Consider the following 14,606-nt stretch of genomic DNA (forward strand, 5'->3'; position numbering starts at 1 on the left):
CCTGGTTCGCATTGTTTGCTGCCGCTCGCGGCCTGAGCGGCGATGGTGAGGGCTGGATGTTTCAGGACGCCGAGCTATGTGCCCCTCTCCACCGTGGTTTCACTATCCCGAACGCCGCCTTCTGGCGGGATTTCTCGGCCTGCTGTGGTCGGTGCTGGCCGGTGGCTGCGCGACGACGACTGCGCCGGTCGCGCCCGACACCATCGCGGAAGTCTTGGCCGCGCCTGAACCCGAGGCTTCCGAGTACATCCCGGTCGTGCGCTACGCCCGCTACACACTGGTCGAACTGGCACCCTTGGCGGCGCAGCGCGACCTGTTGTTGCAGACCATCGACGTGTCCATGCCCGAGGATGCCCGCGCCACGGTCGGGGATGGGCTTCGGCACGTGCTCAAACGCAGCGGCTATGGCCTGTGCCAGACCGCGCATGCCGTGATCGAGCTGTACGCGCTGCCGTTGCCGGCGGTACACCTGCACCTCGGCCCCATGACCTTGCGCGATGCGCTGCTCACGCTGGCTGGCCCGGCCTGGGAACTGCACGCGGATGACCGCGCACGGCAAATCTGCTTCGAGCGGCCCGGCGATCGCGCGGTCGCCGAGTCCCCATCCGAGCCACCCGCCACCGAGGCGGTGCAGACGTTCCCGCTGGCACCCATGGTTTCGGGAGGCCAGCCATGAACGCCCCGCAACCTGCCCAGCGATCGACCGCCGCCGTGGTGGTGCAGAGCCTGATGTGGCTCTGGTTGATCTTCCTCAGCGTCTTGGCGGCCCTGGGCTACCAGGCCCTCAGCGACCAGGCCGACCAGGAGCGGCTGGATTCCCGCCTGCAACGCCTGGAAGCGCAGGCAACTGGCTTGGCCGAGACGATCGAGGCCATCCAGCAGCGCCCGGCCGTCGCGACGGACGCTGACCTCAAAGACACCCGCCAGATTCTGGAAGCACGCGCGGCCCAGGTCGAGAAATCTCTCAGTGGCTACGCAGCGGCCGACGACCTCCAGGCGCTGCGCGCGGAGGTCGAGCAGATCAAGGCGCGCCAAGCCGCCGCGCGTGCCACCGCACCCGCCCAGCGGCGCGCATCGCGCACGTCCGCCGCCTCCAAGACCGAGCTGCCGCCGCTGCCATTCCGCGTCGTCGGCGCCGAACTGCGCGCCGGCCAGCGCAGCGTGTCCGTCGCGCCGAGCATCGGGGACTTCACGCCCGCCCAACTTCAGGTGCTGCTGCCCGGGGATGCGGTCGGCCCGTGGCGCCTGCAGGCGATCGAGGGCAACACCGCAGTGTTCCAGGCCGGCAACCAGACCCGCCGCGTGGCGATTCCCTGACCGGAGCACCCCATGAAGCCGTCGATCCTCCTTTTCGCGGTCCTGGTGGCGTCGTCGCAATGGCCCGCCTGGGCGCAGCAGCCCGCAACGACCTCGGCGCGCAACGCACAGAGCCAGGAGCGCCCGCTGGCCGCCCGCGTGCTGGACGACCGGGTGGCAACCGAATGGGGCTTGCAGCCACAAGAATGGGCACGCTACCGCGAGCTGATGGATGGGCCGCTGGGTATCTACTCGCCCAACCTGGACCCGCTGTCCGCCCTGGGCATCGAAGCTCGCACGGACGAAGAACGGCGCCGCTATGCGGAACTGCAGGTGCAGGTGGAAGCGCGCCGCGTCGAGAAGCTGCTCGCCTACCAGCGCGCCTACGACGAGGCCTGGCAGCGCCTGAATCCGGGGATGCAGCGCGTGAACCTGCCCGACGACAAGCCGGGCGCCGGCCCATCCAGCAGTCCCTTGCGCGGCAGCGGCCGCATGGCGGTGTTCGTCAAGGACGGCTGCGCAGCCTGCGGACAGCTCGTGCAGCGCCTGCAATCCTCGGGCGCGGAGTTCGACCTGTACATGGTGGGCAGCCGCCAGGATGACGCGCGCATCCGCGACTGGGCCAAGCGCGCGCAGATCGACCCGGCGCGCGTGCGCGCCGGCAGCATCACGCTCAACCACGACGGCGGCCGCTGGCTGTCACTGGGCCTGCCCGGCGATCTGCCCGCCGCCGTGCGCGAAGTGAACGGCCAATGGCAGCGCCAGCCGTAGCCATGCCCCTGCGCGCACTGGTGCTCACTGCCGGCCTGTATGCCGTTGCCGCCCTGGCCCAGGAGGTTCCGCCACCGGCTTACCAGCTTGCCGCCCAGCGCGCAGGCATCCCCTCGACCGTGCTCTACGCCGTGGCCTTGCAGGAGAGCGGCATCCGGCGCAACGGGCGCCTGGTGCCGTGGCCGTGGTCCCTCAACGTCGCCGGCCAGTCGCGCCGCTTCGCCACGCGCGCCGACGCCTGCGCTGGCCTGCAGCAGGCGATGCGCGCCACGCCGCACACGCGCATTGATGCGGGCCTGGGCCAGATCAACCTCGGCTACCACAAGCACCGCTTTACCGGCGCGTGCGACCTGCTGGATCCGTATCGCAACCTGGCCGTTGCCGCCGAGATCCTGAAGGAGCAGCACACCCCCGGCGAGGACTGGCTGCTGGCGATCGGCCGCTACCACCGCCCCGCAGGCGGCGAGCCCGCCGCCCGCTATCGGCGCAGCGTGTCGCGCCACCTTGCCCGCGTGCAGGGCACGCGACCAGCCGCCGCGGTCCTCGCGGCGCGCCAGGAGACCTCCCCATGACGAAACCCCATCCCGCCCATCTCGCGTTCACGGGCCTACTCATGCTGCTGTCAGGCCTGCCGCTGGCCTCGCGTGCCGGCGAGCCACTGATCGTTGTCGAGGACCGTGGCGGCACGTCGGCATTGCCGTACTACGAAGCCCTGAATCTCCAGCCGCGCGCCAACGCACCGGCGCGGCCGTCCATCCCGACGCCCCAGGTTCCTGCCACACGGGCGGACGAAGCCGCGATGCTGCCGGTGCGCAGCGCCAAGCTCACGCCCGGCACCGTCGCGCGACGGGTGATCGAAGCGCCCGGCCTGCGGCCGTTCGTGGTCATCGGCGACGACGAGGCTTCCCGGGCCTGGTTGCAGCGCCGCGCCGCCGCTTTGCGCGAACGTGGCGCGGTCGGCCTGGTCGTCAACGTCGAGACCGCGCAGGGCCTGGCGCGGCTGCGCGCCCTGGTGCCGGGCGTGCCGCTCGCGCCCGTGGCCGGCGACGACCTGGCCGATCGCCTGGGCCTGCGGCACTACCCGGCGCTGATCACGGCCACCGGCATCGAGCAATGAAGCCATGTCGGGCAAACAGCCGGTCGAGGTTCTGCTACGCCCAGCGGTGGAGCTATACACCGTCGCGGCGTGTGCAGGCGCCGCGTTTCTGTGCCTGGTGGCCCCATGGTCGCTCGCGCTGAGCCCGGCCATGGGCATCGGCAGCGCCTTGGCGTTCGGCGCCTACGGCGCGATCCGCTACCGCGATGCCCGCATCATCCTGCGCTACCGGCGCAACATCCGCCGTCTGCCGCGTTACGTGATGACCAGCAAGGACGTGCCGGTCAGCCAGCAGCGCCTATTCGTGGGGCGCGGCTTTCTCTGGGAGCAGAAGCACACGCATCGGCTGATGCAGACGTACCGGCCCGAGTTCCGCCGCTACGTCGAGCCGACGCCGGCCTACCGGCTGACCAGGCGCCTGGAGGAACGGCTGGAGTTCGCGCCATTGCCGCTCTCGCGCCTGCCGAAGCTCACCGGCTGGGACGCGCCTTTCAACCCCGTGCGCCCGTTGCCGCCTGTCGGCGGCCTGCCAAGGCTGCACGGCATCGAGCCCGACGAAGTGGACGTCAGCCTGCCGCTGGGCGAGCGCGTCGGGCACTCGCTGGTGCTGGGCACCACGCGGGTGGGCAAGACGCGCCTGGCCGAGTTGTTCGTCACGCAGGACATCCGTCGCAGGAATGCTGCCGGCGAGCATGAGGTCGTCATCGTCATCGACCCCAAGGGGGATGCCGATCTCTTGAAACGGATGTACGTCGAAGCCCAGCGCGCTGGCCGCGAAGGCGAGTTCTACATCTTCCACTTGGGCTGGCCGGAAATCAGCGCCCGCTACAACGCCGTGGGCCGCTTCGGTCGGATCTCGGAAGTGGCGACACGCATCGCGGGGCAGCTCTCCGGCGAAGGCAACAGCGCGGCGTTCCGCGAGTTCGCATGGCGCTTCGTGAACATCATCGCCCGCGCCCTGGTGGAACTGGGGCAGCGCCCGGACTACATGCTGATCCAGCGCCACGTCATCAACATCGACGCGCTGTTCATTGAGTACGCCCAGCACTACTTTGCCAAGACGGAGCCCAAGGCCTGGGAGGTGATCGTCCAGATCGAGGCCAAGCTCAACGAGAAGAACATCCCAAGGAACATGATCGGGCGCGAGAAGCGTGTGGTGGCGCTGGAGCAATACCTCTCCCAGGCGCGCAACTACGACCCTGTGCTCGATGGCCTGCGCTCGGCGGTGCGCTACGACAAGACCTACTTCGACAAGATCGTTGCATCGCTGCTGCCGCTGCTGGAAAAGCTCACGAGCGGCAAGATCGCCCAGCTCCTGGCGCCGAACTACTCCGACCTGGCCGACCCGCGCCCGATCTTCGACTGGATGCAGGTGATCAGGAAGCGCGCCGTCGTCTATGTCGGCTTGGACGCGCTGTCCGATGCGGAGGTCGCCGCAGCGGTCGGCAACTCGATGTTCAGCGATCTCGTCTCGGTGGCTGGGCACATCTACAAGCACGGAATCGACGATGGCCTGCCGGGCGCATCGGCTGGTGCGCGCGTGCCGATCAACGTGCATGCGGACGAGTTCAATGAATTGATGGGTGACGAGTTCATTCCGCTCATCAACAAGGGCGGTGGCGCGGGCCTGCAAGTCACCGCCTACACGCAAACGCTTTCGGACATCGAGGCCCGCATCGGCAACCGCGCGAAGGCCGGCCAAGTGATCGGGAATTTCAACAATTTATTCATGTTGCGCGTGCGCGAGACGGCCACCGCGGAACTGCTGACGAGGCAGTTGCCGAAGGTCGAGGTCTATACGACCACCATCGTCTCGGGCGCGACGGACAGCTCAGACATCCGCGGCGCGACGGACTTCACGTCGAACACCCAGGACCGCATCAGCATGGCCAGCGTGCCGATGATCGAGCCGTCACACGTCGTCGGTCTGCCCAAGGGCCAATGCTTCGCGCTGCTGCAGGGCGGCCAGCTTTGGAAGGTGCGCATGCCGCTTCCGGCGCCAGACCCCGATGAAGTGATGCCGACGGACTTGCAGCAACTGGCCGGGTATATGCGCCAGAGCTACAGCGAGGCCACGCAGTGGTGGGAGTTCACCAGTTCCGCAGCCTTGCCGCATGCAGCCTTGCCCGACGACCTGCTGGATGACGCCGCTCCAGCCGAGCCTGACGCGGTGGCCACCGGCGCCGACGACAGCACCGGCGAGGCCGCACCATGAAGGATGCCGCCTCGACCGCGCAGCGGGAGCAGAACCAGCGCCAGGGGCTGATCGTCGGCACCATCACCTTGCCGTTCCGGCTGCTCGGGGTGCTCATCGGCTCGCTGCTGTTCTCGATCGTGGTGGAGTGCGTCGGCATGCACCTGTTCTGGAAGGACCAGGGCTGGCGCCACTCCCAGCAGATGCTGCAGTACGAACTCGGGCACCTGTCCAACCACTTCACGCGCAGCGTGGTGGTGCAGGAGCCCGGGCGCACGGCGCACGAGCTGGTGGATACCGGGTACGAGTGGGTGTTCGTGCGCTCGGGGTTGCTGGAGCGCATGAGCCAGACCGCCGAGCGCGCCCGCGCGGCCAGCCACGGGCAGAGCCGCAACTTCCGCTACTACATCAGCCAAGTCTATGTCTGGGCCGAAAGCTACCTGATCGCTGCGGCCTTCACGACGCTCACCTTCCTGGTGCGCCTGCTGGTCCTGGTACTCACGCTGCCGCTGATCCTCACTGCAGCATTCGTCGGCCTGATCGACGGCCTGGTGCGACGGGATGTGCGCCGGTTCGGCGCGGGCCGCGAATCCGGCTTCATCTACCACCGCGCGAAGGCCAGCCTGATGCCGTTGGCCGTGCTGCCTTGGGTCACCTATCTCGCACTGCCCATAGCGGTGCATCCTCTGGTCATCCTGCTGCCCAGCGCGGCGTTGCTGGGGATGGCAGTCAGCCTGACCGCAGGCAGCTTCAAGAAGTACTTATGAGGTGACACGGGCGGCACTGCTCTGCAAAGCCGTGTGCCGTTCATCGGTTCTGCAGGGTATCAAGAGCAGCATCCAACGCCGTAACCGCCTCGACGACCGTTCTTACCGTCGCCCGATCGAACTCATGATCGCGCTGAGCGTCGTGCACACCGCTATTGAGGTAACCCCATTCAATACTCGTACCGCTGACATTGAGCAGCCTGACCAACGCCCCTACGGCATCCGGCGCACCCGCATGTTGCGCCGCGATACGCTCGACGGCCGACCGCAACTTGGTGCATTTATTGTTCAGCTCCCAAGGCGCGCGGGGCCCGCTCAGCTTGATGTCGATCCGGCCGTCCGCCCGCCGACCCAGCCACGTCCACAGGCGGTCCGTCAGACTCTCCAGCGCCGGCCGGGCCTGGCGCAGTGCCTCGCGTTTCTCGTCAGCCGCCAACGCCTGCTGGGCCAGAAGAACATAGTTCTTCGCTGGCGGGTCGCTGTCGACCCGCAGTTCGTGCTCTCCCTGATGCGGGAGAAACTTGTAGCGCTTGATGGCCGCGGCGCGGCGCACGCCCAACTCCTGCTGGATGCGGTGCAGGAACTCCTCTGCGTGCGAGGTGAGGATAACCTGCTTGCCGTGGAGCAAACCGTCCTCGAAGAAGGTACGCCAGATGCCATCGCGATGGTCGTCGTCTATCGCATTGACGACGTCATCGAAGATGACCACGGGGCAGCCCTGCGCGAGGTTCTTGGCAAGCAGAATCGCCAGACCCAAGCATTTGATGTGCCCTTCGCTGAAGACGATCAACGCGTCGTAGCGCACGCCCGGCTCGCCGGCGAACTCCACCTCGATCTTGCCGTTCTCGGCCACGGGCAACCACAGCGCGTGCAGCAGATCGCCGGGCGGATCGGCCCGGTTGAATGCGTTGTAGAGATGGCGGGCTTGGTCTCCCAGCCCCTGTAGCAGAACCCCCGGCAGAGCGGTCAGGTATGCCTGAATCTCGGGTAGGAAGCCGTCGTAGGCGGCCTTGACCCGCTGATGGTGCACCACCACCGGCATTTCGTCCGTGGCCGCCTGGATCAGGCCGCGGTTCGCGTCGTCGAATTGGGCCACGGTTTGGCGGGCGGCCGCCAGCTCCTGATCCGCAGTCGTGCGCATGGTCCGCAGCCGTTCGATCTCCAGCTGATGCTGTTGCAGGCGGTCCCGCTCCTGGGCCATCGCGCCGCGCTGGGCATGCACGTCGCGCGCCTGCGCGTCGAAGCCTTCGATGATCTGTGCGATCCGTAAGAGGGCTTGCCAGGCGCGCTGGTCCCCATTCACCCAGCCGCCGAGCCAATTGCCCGCCGACGTGGGAGGCAGCAGTGGCAGGCCCGCGGCCTGCGATTCGGCAGGACAAGCGACCCCAGCCGCCGCCACCACGCGGCGCATTTCGTCCCACAGCGCTCGGACCGCCTCGCTCAACTGCGTCCGATGCCCGGCCTCTTGCTGCTGCAGGACGGCCAGTTGCGCGAGCTGCTCCAGGCCCATTCGCGCCCTGGCGAACGGGTCCTGTGCCACAGCGGCCAGTCCGGTTCCACATGCCGGACACGCGGTCGCCCCGTCCGCCAACGCTTGCACGGCCTCGTAGAGCTTCGCGTACGACACCTCGCCCGCGCGGGCCGCGAGTTGCGCGGAAGACGCTTGCCACAGTCCCTGGACGCGGTAGGCCTCTGCCAGCAACGCTTGCAGGCGGGCCTGGGTCACCTCGTGAATGGCAGGCGGGTTGGCGTCCAGCTGAGCCTGGACATACGGTAGCCGTCCTTGCTGCTGCGGCGTACCCAGCAGCCAGTCCACGCAGGCTTGATAGGTCGCGCCAGGTGACATGCGCTGCGCCAAAGCTTGTTCCAGGCCCTCGACCGCTGCGATCTTCTGCGGGTAGGCGGCGATGGTCTGTTCGGAGTTCGCCAACCGCAGGCGACGCTGCGCCAGCTGCGCCGCCTGCACGCCGGCAAGCATCAGGTCCTGATCGAGCGAGGGGTTGAAGCCGCGCACGAACTCGCTGAACTGGTCCACGCCGAACAGGGTGGCGATGAGCTGGCGCTGATCGCTCGGGGTCCGCGCGGCGATTCGGGCGAAATCGTCGAGGCGGTTCTTCTCGATGAAGCAGAAGCGATACTCAGCTTCGTCGGGCTGGACGGCCTGCGCTTCGCCCGCCGCCGTAGACGACAGGACTGGCGCGACGTGGCGGCGCAGGCGAGCGTTGTTGCAGTACGTCCGCTGGTCGACCCGCTTGGCCTGCGCTTCGCTGATCGAACCGAGCATCGCCACTTCCAAGGCTTCGCAGAAGCTGCTCTTGCCGGTGCCGTTGGCACCGTAGACCAAGGTGATGTCATGGCTGAGGTCGAACGTCTCCTGCCGCATGAATCCTCGAAACGGCCCGACTTCGAGCTGGTGCAGTCGCCCGAGCGCCGGCCCGTTTTCGGGGCCGCGCGCGTCCCCGTCGTAGGCGACAGGCATCTGCGCCAGATGCGCGATGGCCAGCGGCGCCAAGCGCGTGGAGCGCCCCCGGCGTGCAGCACCGACCTCGGCCAGTGGCTGCAGGTGATCGAGCACCAGGTGCGCCAGCCGGCGCACGTCGTCGTGCACGTGCCGCTGCGCCAAGTGCGCCAGGAACCGGTGGTACTCCGAACGTATGCTTGCCACAGCGCCCCCTCACTTGGTCAACCACTGACCGTAAGCCTCCACATCGATCATGGGGACCGTTCCACTGAACTGAAGCTGCGCGATCAGCTTGAAAAGAAACGCGGTCGCCGGCTTGTTTTCGTTGGTGTAGCTGTACGCGCCGCTGGCTTGGTCATAGAAAAAGTGCCCGTGGGCGGCAACGCATCCGATGTCCAGACGCCCCTCGGTGAGGTTTGCGTTCAGCGCCTTGTCCATGGATGGACCCAATGCAGGACTCCATTCGCTCTCGAAGGTGAGCAAGCCACCCAGAATCGGAATCAACGGCTTCGCTGGGTAGGTCCCGCCAGCGTGCGGGATCGGCAGGCTCGTGCGGTGCAGCCTGCGCACACTGGCGACCTTCTCCTGGGCATAGGCCACAAGCCCCGCGTCAGCCGTCTGCTTGGCCTCGAAAACGGCGTACACGCTTTCGGCTGGAATGATCGTCTCGTTCTCGTAGGTGAAGATAAAAGGCGAATATTGCCGATCAAACACCACCACATCGATCTGCTGGCTGAAGTTCCCCAGGCTGTCCACCACATGCGCCTTGGCCGCCTGGTACCGTTTGGGCAGATAGGTATCCAGCATGTCGATCCAGACGTTCTCGCTCGCATCCCCCTTCGTACCCGGGTGACCGAAGGTCTTGCGTACTACGGACAAGCGCTGCTGGATGTCCTCATGCAGGGACGACAGGAGCTGGGAAAGCGACCACTGGGACATGCTGTACCTCGATGGGACGTGTATGGAAGCCGATGGAATCAGGACAGTGGGAACTTGGGGCCAAACAGTGCGCGCCAGGCGCGAAGCGCTTCGATATTGCGACCACGACGCGCGTGGTCGATGGCGATGCTTGCGTCTTGGCTCGCCTGGAACAGCAGCTGCTGCGCGCGCTGCTTGCGCGCGGCATCCATATCGTTGCTGATCGCCGGGCCAAGTCCGGCGGGATCCGGCCACTCGTCATGAACTCGATCGGCAAGCGTGGCAAAGAACGACTGGATCTCGCGATCGAACGATCCTCCCCAGCCGCCGTAAAGACACTCAAGGGCCATTACCTCGATCAGGAACGAGGGCTTCACCGGCTTCAGATCGCCGTGCTTGGGATTGTTGTTCCAGTACTTCACCATGCGCACGAGACCTTTCCACTCATTGCCATAGGCTTGGTGCGCTGCGGTCGCCTTGTCCTTATGGATCTCCGGGTCCGTCTTGATCCACTTTCCGGACGCCGTATCGGGGATCTCATACTGGTCGCCGGTATCGAATGCGGGCACCGCATCCACGCTGACCACCCGGTAGTCCGTGTTGTCCTCCGCGTCGATGTGAACACCGAAATCCACGTTGATCGAGCGCGCCTGTTTGCGCACGGCCGCCGAACCGTATTTCTCCACCAATGCAGAGTGGAAATCATCCAGCACTACCGATGCGGCCTTGCCGTGGTAATGCTTCTCCGAGTCCTTCAGCACGAAGAAGATGTCGATATCCTTGAGCGGCTTCGTCTTCGTGTATCGAGCATAGGAACCGGTCAGGAAGCTGCGCGCAATGCCGAACTTGGTCTGCAGGTAGTCCCGCACTTCGTTCTGGCGTTGCGAGGCATTCTTCTGTTCGCGTTCGTTGAGTTCCAGACGCGACTTGAACTTGCGAAAAGCTTCATCGATCGACAGCATCAGCGTTGCCTCCAATATCCGGCCTGACCCGCCAGGCCGCTGTGTTCGACAGTCGAGCCTAGGCTCTGCTTGACCATTCCATCCGTCGAGCGATAACTTCCTTTGCTCCATCCCTCCACATCAGGTCGCCCTGGCTTTGTATCGAGCATTAACTTGTACTTGGCCTGCGATGGCAGCAGCCCAGCTTTCTTGATCGCGTACTTCAACTGCTCGGTATCTGTCCAGAAGCTGCCGTCGCCATCGGACCACCCATACACGATGTCGATATCCCATCGGGTCACGAGCTTGTCGGTTGCCGGGTTGTAGATCTCCAGAATCACCTTGCGCAGATCACCGGTCCCGAGCCACGTCTTGATGGCTCGGGTATTGCTCTCCCAGCGATCCGCAAAGTGCTCAGGGTCCAGCCCACTGAGCAGGATGATGTCTTTCAAGCTCTTGAGGATGTTGTCGGTCACATAGGTAACCGAGTGCGTGTACGAGTAGGTGGCGACGGTGCTCATGACTTGAGGAAACCTCCGAGGTCGAGCGACAGCGCTTGCCCAGCATCGGCCTGCGCCTGCGTGGCAATTCCTTGGCTCAAGTCCCGTGCAATGATGCGAGAACTGTGCTTTTTGAGCGCGCTTTGCACCCAGCCGAGCTGCTCCTTCGGACACGGCAGCGAGACTCCCCAGTCTCCCTTCAACGGCTCGAACCCCAAGACTTCTTCGTTGGCATCATCACCATAGATCGCGTCTTCGTCGAAGAGGCAGTAGATCCTGGTCCGTGGTCCATCGCATGTCGCAACGATGGGCGCGCTCTTGGGTGCCTGGTCGGCGATCAAGCTGGCGGCCACGCCCGTCACGGCCCTGAGTTCAGAGCGAGCCGTGCCGTCCTTGCCCTGAGTGAGCAGTTCGACAATGGCATCCCATGTCTGCAACGCATCGCGGTGCGGCGAGCTGCGAAACGTCCGGCTGACAACGGTGGTCATTTTTGCTTCCCTCCTTGAAGGCGCATTTGCTTTGCCTGTCGTATCGCACTGCGCAAGTGCTCTACGGAAAGCTTGTTCGGATCGATAGCCACTTGCGGGTCGGCCGCGAGGGCGTTGGCTACGACCTTGCGAATGGCCCGACCATCCAATCCGACGCACTCGCCAGCGCACGCGTCGAACTGGTGAGCCGAGGAAAGCTTGCCAATCCCCGGAAATGTCTTTGCCAGGCCATTCAGGCAGTCCACTAGGATCTGCTTGCAGGCATCCTTGCCGGGCAGTGGCACCTCCATCACCATGTCGCAACGAGATAGGAAGGCACTGTCGACGGCCTGTGGGAAGTTGCTGGTGGCCACGAACAGCAGATGCGGGTTGCGTTCGGCCAACATGTCCAACTGCACCAACACCGCGTCGGTGGCCCGGTGCACATCAACCGGGTTGGCTTCCAGGCTGAGCTTCGCTCGATCAGCCGCAAGCGTTTCGACCTCGTCCAGAAGGACGATCGTCGGGCCCGCCGCTGCGGATTCTGCGATCGATTGCGAGAACAGGTCTGCCACGGCGCGTTGAGTCTTTCCCATTGCAGAGCTCGTCAGCGTGTGAGGCTCCACTTCCAGCAATCGAAACTTCGCAGAAGAAAAAGATTCGGCCACACGATGCGCCAAGCCCCGTGCCAAGGAGGTCTTCCCAGTCCCCGGCGGGCCGACCAACAAGATCACGCCGTGCAGGGGGAGTACCGTGCGCTCCACCTTGGGGCGCACCGTGAAGTTGACGATCGCTTGTGACAGCAACTGTTTTTTGATGGCTTCGTCCATCACGATCGAATCCCACAAGTCACCCAGCGACTTATCCGGCAGCTTCCAGCTTCGATGGATGCCTTTCGGCAAAGTGGCGTCTGATGAAGGATTCTTGGTCATCCGTGGCTCTCGGCGGGTCAGAGAATGGTGCGATAGGTCGCCAGCACCTTGGTCGTTTGCACAAGGCCTTGGCGCAGCAGGATTTCGAGATAGCGGTCCACATCGATCGGCGGATGCTTGAGTTGGGCACGCTGGCGCTGCGCAGCCGACACTACGGCGGCCGCATCCAGATCCAGCAGGTTGTCCACAAACTCATCGGGGTGCTGCGATTCGATGCCGTACGGAGCCAGCAGATCGTTCGGGAAATCACGTTCGTTGAACGTCACAATCACGCTCGCACCGCAGCGAATCGCCGCAGCCAGGACGTGCCGATCGTTCGGATCGGGTAATGTCAGGCCTGCCACGAGCGCTTCGTAGCCCTCCACCAAGCCGTCCGGAATGGCCCTGTCCATGAGATCCGACGTCCTGTCGACCTGAACCCGGGTGAGATCGGGGCGGTTGATCAACAGATTGCGTTTCCACTCCTCATGAATGGCTTGGCTCCACCGCGCCCGGAAGCGGCCAGACAGGCCGAGCCACATCAGGAAATCCCGCAGTGGCGCGGGATATAGAACGCACGCGTCGTAGACGGCGGTGAATGGGGAATGCCTCATTCGTATCCCATTCCCAACTCTTGCGACTGCTGAGCGAGTTCGGCCATCGCCTGCTCACTGGCGCGCTCGCGCGCTTCCTTGTACTGCATCAGATCGGCGAACCTCACCCTGCGGTGCTTGCCGGTGCGATGAAATGCCAACACCCCATCTTCTAGCAGCTTGACGAAATGGGGACGGGACACGTTGAGCAAGTCCGCCGCCTCTTGGGTCGTCAGCTCTGCATGGACGGGCACCACCTTTACTGCATTGCCATCGGCCAACTCGGCCAGGATGTCGACCAGCAGGCGTAAAGCCGAGGTAGGCAGTTCCACCTGATGAGCCTGTTTGTGGTCATCAAAGATCTGGATGTGCTGCGTCTCGAACTGGGTTGCGAGGTAAGCCGCCAAGGCACGTTGACCCTGGACGGCTGCCTTAACCTCTCCCGCGGCGGGAAGGGTCATCTTGGATTGGGCAGTGGCGGTGGTCATGGGTAGCTCCTAAGCGAAAACGGTTGCAGAGCCGATCATATTCGAAACACTCGAAAAACGCAATAATCGAAACTCCACCCGGGCTTTTGTAGGTTCGCTCGCGGTATGCCCAATCCGGTCGTCCGCCAGTTCCTATTGTTTGCGGCCTAAAACAGCCCTGATCTCCACGATCACCCCATTGCTGATCACACAGGAATGGCGCGATGGTGGCTTCGATCTGGCTGCGCGCCGCGCATCGCGGCGTGCCCACTTTTCTCGTGACGGCCCTCCTGCTGGGTCAGTCCCAGATGGCCTTGGCCGAGTCTCCGGCACAGCGCCAGGAGCTGGTCGCCGCACTGCGCCAGCTCGACGCGCTGGAGCGCACCGTCGCGGACAGCGCCGCGCATGCCCCCATCCAGCCGGGCGAGCGCTACCACTTCGACTACCCGCGGCTGCTGGCTGACCTGGCGCGCGTTCGCGCCGGCATCCAGTTTCACCTGACGCCATCGCGCGCTCAGCCGCGCGACCCCTCCGAACTGGCCGGCGACTACCGCACCGAGCGGGCGGCCGAGCCGCTGCCGGCGACGACTGCGGGGGGCAAGCAATGAACGGCGCCCAGGTCTCGGCATTTCAAGCCAACAGCGGCATCGCGCCTTCCGCAATGGCGACCGTCCTGGTCGGCGTCGTGTTCGCGGTCCTGCTCGTGTGGGGCGTCTGGGCCATCCGAACGGCCTACGTGGGGTGGTCCGAGAGCCGCCTCAACCAGCGCCAGTTCCTCGGCGTCTGCATCCGCTTCGTCGCGATGTACCTCGTCCTGAGTTTCTTCCTTCTGTCCTGACCTGAAAGGCCCGACCATGCACAACCGCATCCTCACTTCCCGTCTCGCCCAGCGCGCCGCCATGGCCCTGGGCGCCGCCGCGCTGCCCGCGCTGTCGTTCGCGCAAGGCCTGCCGCAGTTGGAGAACCCGACGCGCGGCACCGGCAACGGCATCATGGAGACGATCCGCAACTACGGCTACGACATCATCATGCTCGTGGCCCTGCTGGTGGTGGCGTCGATGTTCATCGGCGTCTGCTACCACGCCTACGGAACCTACGCGGAGATCCACACCGGCCGCAAGACGTGGGGCCAATTCGGCCTCACGGTCGCCATCGGCGCCGTGTTGCTCGTGATCGGCATCTGGCTGCTCACCGAAGCCACGGGCATCCTGTAAGGCGAGGCCG

The 14,606-nt window shown here is 65.2% G+C and carries 18 protein-coding genes; 10 read left to right on the forward strand and 8 right to left on the reverse strand.

Going from position 1 to position 14,606, the window contains the following annotated elements; all coding sequences use genetic code 11:
• Positions 1–76: 76 nt before the first annotated feature.
• The 7 genes from pilL2 to RMET_RS11725 are packed head-to-tail and all read left to right on the forward strand — an operon-like array spanning position 77 to position 6,124.
• Entirely contained in the window at positions 77–676 is a 600-nt protein-coding gene (gene pilL2 / locus RMET_RS11695) for a PFGI-1 class ICE element type IV pilus protein PilL2 (protein ID WP_011516994.1), read from the forward strand.
• The gene (locus RMET_RS11700; protein WP_003098888.1) at positions 673–1,317 is read left to right on the forward strand and encodes a hypothetical protein; all 645 of its coding nucleotides are present in this window, start codon (positions 673–675) and stop codon (positions 1,315–1,317) included. Before pilL2 ends, RMET_RS11700 begins: the two co-directional genes overlap by 4 nt.
• A gap of 12 nt (positions 1,318–1,329) precedes the next feature.
• Positions 1,330–2,067 carry a TIGR03759 family integrating conjugative element protein gene (locus tag RMET_RS11705; RefSeq protein ID WP_003098886.1) on the forward strand — a complete coding sequence of 246 codons (738 nt, stop codon included), beginning with the start codon at positions 1,330–1,332 and terminating at the stop codon, positions 2,065–2,067.
• Entirely contained in the window at positions 2,049–2,639 is a 591-nt protein-coding gene (locus RMET_RS11710; protein WP_003109780.1) for a transglycosylase SLT domain-containing protein, read from the forward strand. The genes RMET_RS11705 and RMET_RS11710 overlap by 19 nt, the downstream gene beginning before the upstream one ends.
• Positions 2,636–3,184 (forward strand): integrating conjugative element protein, encoded by a 549-nt coding sequence (locus RMET_RS11715; RefSeq protein ID WP_003109779.1) that lies wholly within the window; start codon positions 2,636–2,638, stop codon positions 3,182–3,184. The genes RMET_RS11710 and RMET_RS11715 overlap by 4 nt, the downstream gene beginning before the upstream one ends.
• Positions 3,185–3,188: 4 nt before the next feature.
• Positions 3,189–5,378 (forward strand): type IV conjugative transfer system coupling protein TraD, encoded by a 2,190-nt coding sequence (traD, locus tag RMET_RS11720; RefSeq protein WP_004350569.1) that lies wholly within the window; start codon positions 3,189–3,191, stop codon positions 5,376–5,378.
• Positions 5,375–6,124 carry a TIGR03747 family integrating conjugative element membrane protein gene (locus tag RMET_RS11725; protein WP_003153644.1) on the forward strand — a complete coding sequence of 250 codons (750 nt, stop codon included), beginning with the start codon at positions 5,375–5,377 and terminating at the stop codon, positions 6,122–6,124. The genes traD and RMET_RS11725 overlap by 4 nt, the downstream gene beginning before the upstream one ends.
• A 40-nt stretch (positions 6,125–6,164) precedes the next feature.
• Here the strand turns inward: RMET_RS11725 and RMET_RS11730 are convergent, their stop codons facing one another.
• The 8 genes from RMET_RS11730 to RMET_RS11765 are packed head-to-tail and all read right to left on the reverse strand — an operon-like array spanning position 6,165 to position 13,403.
• A complete protein-coding gene (locus tag RMET_RS11730) occupies positions 6,165–8,789 on the reverse strand; it encodes an AAA family ATPase (RefSeq protein WP_003153642.1) in 2,625 nt (874 codons plus the stop codon).
• A 9-nt stretch (positions 8,790–8,798) separates the two neighbouring features.
• Positions 8,799–9,524, reverse strand: a complete 726-nt coding sequence (gene nucC, locus RMET_RS11735; RefSeq protein ID WP_003050273.1) for a CBASS effector endonuclease NucC — start codon at positions 9,522–9,524, stop codon at positions 8,799–8,801.
• 38 nt (positions 9,525–9,562) lie between these two features.
• Positions 9,563–10,465: a CBASS oligonucleotide cyclase gene (locus RMET_RS11740; RefSeq protein ID WP_003153640.1), complete on the reverse strand. Its 903-nt coding sequence runs from the start codon at positions 10,463–10,465 to the stop codon at positions 9,563–9,565.
• Positions 10,465–10,965, reverse strand: a complete 501-nt coding sequence (cap7, locus tag RMET_RS11745) for a type III CBASS phage resistance system CD-NTase-associated protein Cap7 (protein WP_003090159.1) — start codon at positions 10,963–10,965, stop codon at positions 10,465–10,467. Before cap7 ends, RMET_RS11740 begins: the two co-directional genes overlap by 1 nt.
• Positions 10,962–11,432, reverse strand: coding sequence for a type III CBASS phage resistance system CD-NTase-associated protein Cap8 (gene cap8, locus RMET_RS11750; RefSeq protein WP_003153638.1), 471 nt, complete (start codon positions 11,430–11,432; stop codon positions 10,962–10,964). Before cap8 ends, cap7 begins: the two co-directional genes overlap by 4 nt.
• Complete coding sequence (gene cap6, locus RMET_RS11755; protein WP_003050256.1) at positions 11,429–12,343, reverse strand: CBASS system CD-NTase-associated protein Cap6; 915 nt, start codon at positions 12,341–12,343, stop codon at positions 11,429–11,431. Before cap6 ends, cap8 begins: the two co-directional genes overlap by 4 nt.
• A gap of 17 nt (positions 12,344–12,360) precedes the next feature.
• Complete coding sequence (locus RMET_RS11760; RefSeq protein ID WP_003153636.1) at positions 12,361–12,936, reverse strand: PIN domain-containing protein; 576 nt, start codon at positions 12,934–12,936, stop codon at positions 12,361–12,363.
• The gene (locus RMET_RS11765) at positions 12,933–13,403 is read right to left on the reverse strand and encodes a helix-turn-helix domain-containing protein (RefSeq protein WP_003050245.1); all 471 of its coding nucleotides are present in this window, start codon (positions 13,401–13,403) and stop codon (positions 12,933–12,935) included. Before RMET_RS11765 ends, RMET_RS11760 begins: the two co-directional genes overlap by 4 nt.
• A gap of 203 nt (positions 13,404–13,606) precedes the next feature.
• Here RMET_RS11765 and RMET_RS11770 point away from each other — a divergent pair, with 203 nt between their 5' ends.
• The 3 genes from RMET_RS11770 to RMET_RS11780 are packed head-to-tail and all read left to right on the forward strand — an operon-like array spanning position 13,607 to position 14,596.
• A complete protein-coding gene (locus RMET_RS11770) occupies positions 13,607–13,990 on the forward strand; it encodes an integrative conjugative element protein, RAQPRD family (protein WP_003090167.1) in 384 nt (127 codons plus the stop codon).
• Positions 13,987–14,220 carry a TIGR03758 family integrating conjugative element protein gene (locus tag RMET_RS11775; protein ID WP_003050225.1) on the forward strand — a complete coding sequence of 78 codons (234 nt, stop codon included), beginning with the start codon at positions 13,987–13,989 and terminating at the stop codon, positions 14,218–14,220. The genes RMET_RS11770 and RMET_RS11775 overlap by 4 nt, the downstream gene beginning before the upstream one ends.
• Before the next feature lie 16 nt (positions 14,221–14,236).
• Positions 14,237–14,596 carry a TIGR03745 family integrating conjugative element membrane protein gene (locus RMET_RS11780; protein WP_003153634.1) on the forward strand — a complete coding sequence of 120 codons (360 nt, stop codon included), beginning with the start codon at positions 14,237–14,239 and terminating at the stop codon, positions 14,594–14,596.
• Positions 14,597–14,606 lie beyond the last annotated feature (10 nt).

It is taken from the genome of Cupriavidus metallidurans CH34, from assembly GCF_000196015.1.
Lineage (GTDB): Bacteria > Pseudomonadota > Gammaproteobacteria > Burkholderiales > Burkholderiaceae > Cupriavidus > Cupriavidus metallidurans.

Coding starts and splice junctions, on each gene's coding strand:
- pilL2 (WP_011516994.1), top strand. CDS start 77: ATGTGCCCCTCTCCACCGTGGTTTCACTATCCCGAACGCCGCCTTCTG.
- RMET_RS11700 (WP_003098888.1), top strand. CDS start 673: ATGAACGCCCCGCAACCTGCCCAGCGATCGACCGCCGCCGTGGTGGTG.
- RMET_RS11705 (WP_003098886.1), top strand. CDS start 1,330: ATGAAGCCGTCGATCCTCCTTTTCGCGGTCCTGGTGGCGTCGTCGCAA.
- RMET_RS11710 (WP_003109780.1), top strand. CDS start 2,049: ATGGCAGCGCCAGCCGTAGCCATGCCCCTGCGCGCACTGGTGCTCACT.
- RMET_RS11715 (WP_003109779.1), top strand. CDS start 2,636: ATGACGAAACCCCATCCCGCCCATCTCGCGTTCACGGGCCTACTCATG.
- traD (WP_004350569.1), top strand. CDS start 3,189: ATGTCGGGCAAACAGCCGGTCGAGGTTCTGCTACGCCCAGCGGTGGAG.
- RMET_RS11725 (WP_003153644.1), top strand. CDS start 5,375: ATGAAGGATGCCGCCTCGACCGCGCAGCGGGAGCAGAACCAGCGCCAG.
- nucC (WP_003050273.1), bottom strand. CDS start 9,524: ATGTCCCAGTGGTCGCTTTCCCAGCTCCTGTCGTCCCTGCATGAGGAC.
- RMET_RS11740 (WP_003153640.1), bottom strand. CDS start 10,465: ATGCTGTCGATCGATGAAGCTTTTCGCAAGTTCAAGTCGCGTCTGGAA.
- cap7 (WP_003090159.1), bottom strand. CDS start 10,965: ATGAGCACCGTCGCCACCTACTCGTACACGCACTCGGTTACCTATGTG.
- cap8 (WP_003153638.1), bottom strand. CDS start 11,432: ATGACCACCGTTGTCAGCCGGACGTTTCGCAGCTCGCCGCACCGCGAT.
- cap6 (WP_003050256.1), bottom strand. CDS start 12,343: ATGACCAAGAATCCTTCATCAGACGCCACTTTGCCGAAAGGCATCCAT.
- RMET_RS11760 (WP_003153636.1), bottom strand. CDS start 12,936: ATGAGGCATTCCCCATTCACCGCCGTCTACGACGCGTGCGTTCTATAT.
- RMET_RS11765 (WP_003050245.1), bottom strand. CDS start 13,403: ATGACCACCGCCACTGCCCAATCCAAGATGACCCTTCCCGCCGCGGGA.
- RMET_RS11770 (WP_003090167.1), top strand. CDS start 13,607: ATGGTGGCTTCGATCTGGCTGCGCGCCGCGCATCGCGGCGTGCCCACT.
- RMET_RS11775 (WP_003050225.1), top strand. CDS start 13,987: ATGAACGGCGCCCAGGTCTCGGCATTTCAAGCCAACAGCGGCATCGCG.
- RMET_RS11780 (WP_003153634.1), top strand. CDS start 14,237: ATGCACAACCGCATCCTCACTTCCCGTCTCGCCCAGCGCGCCGCCATG.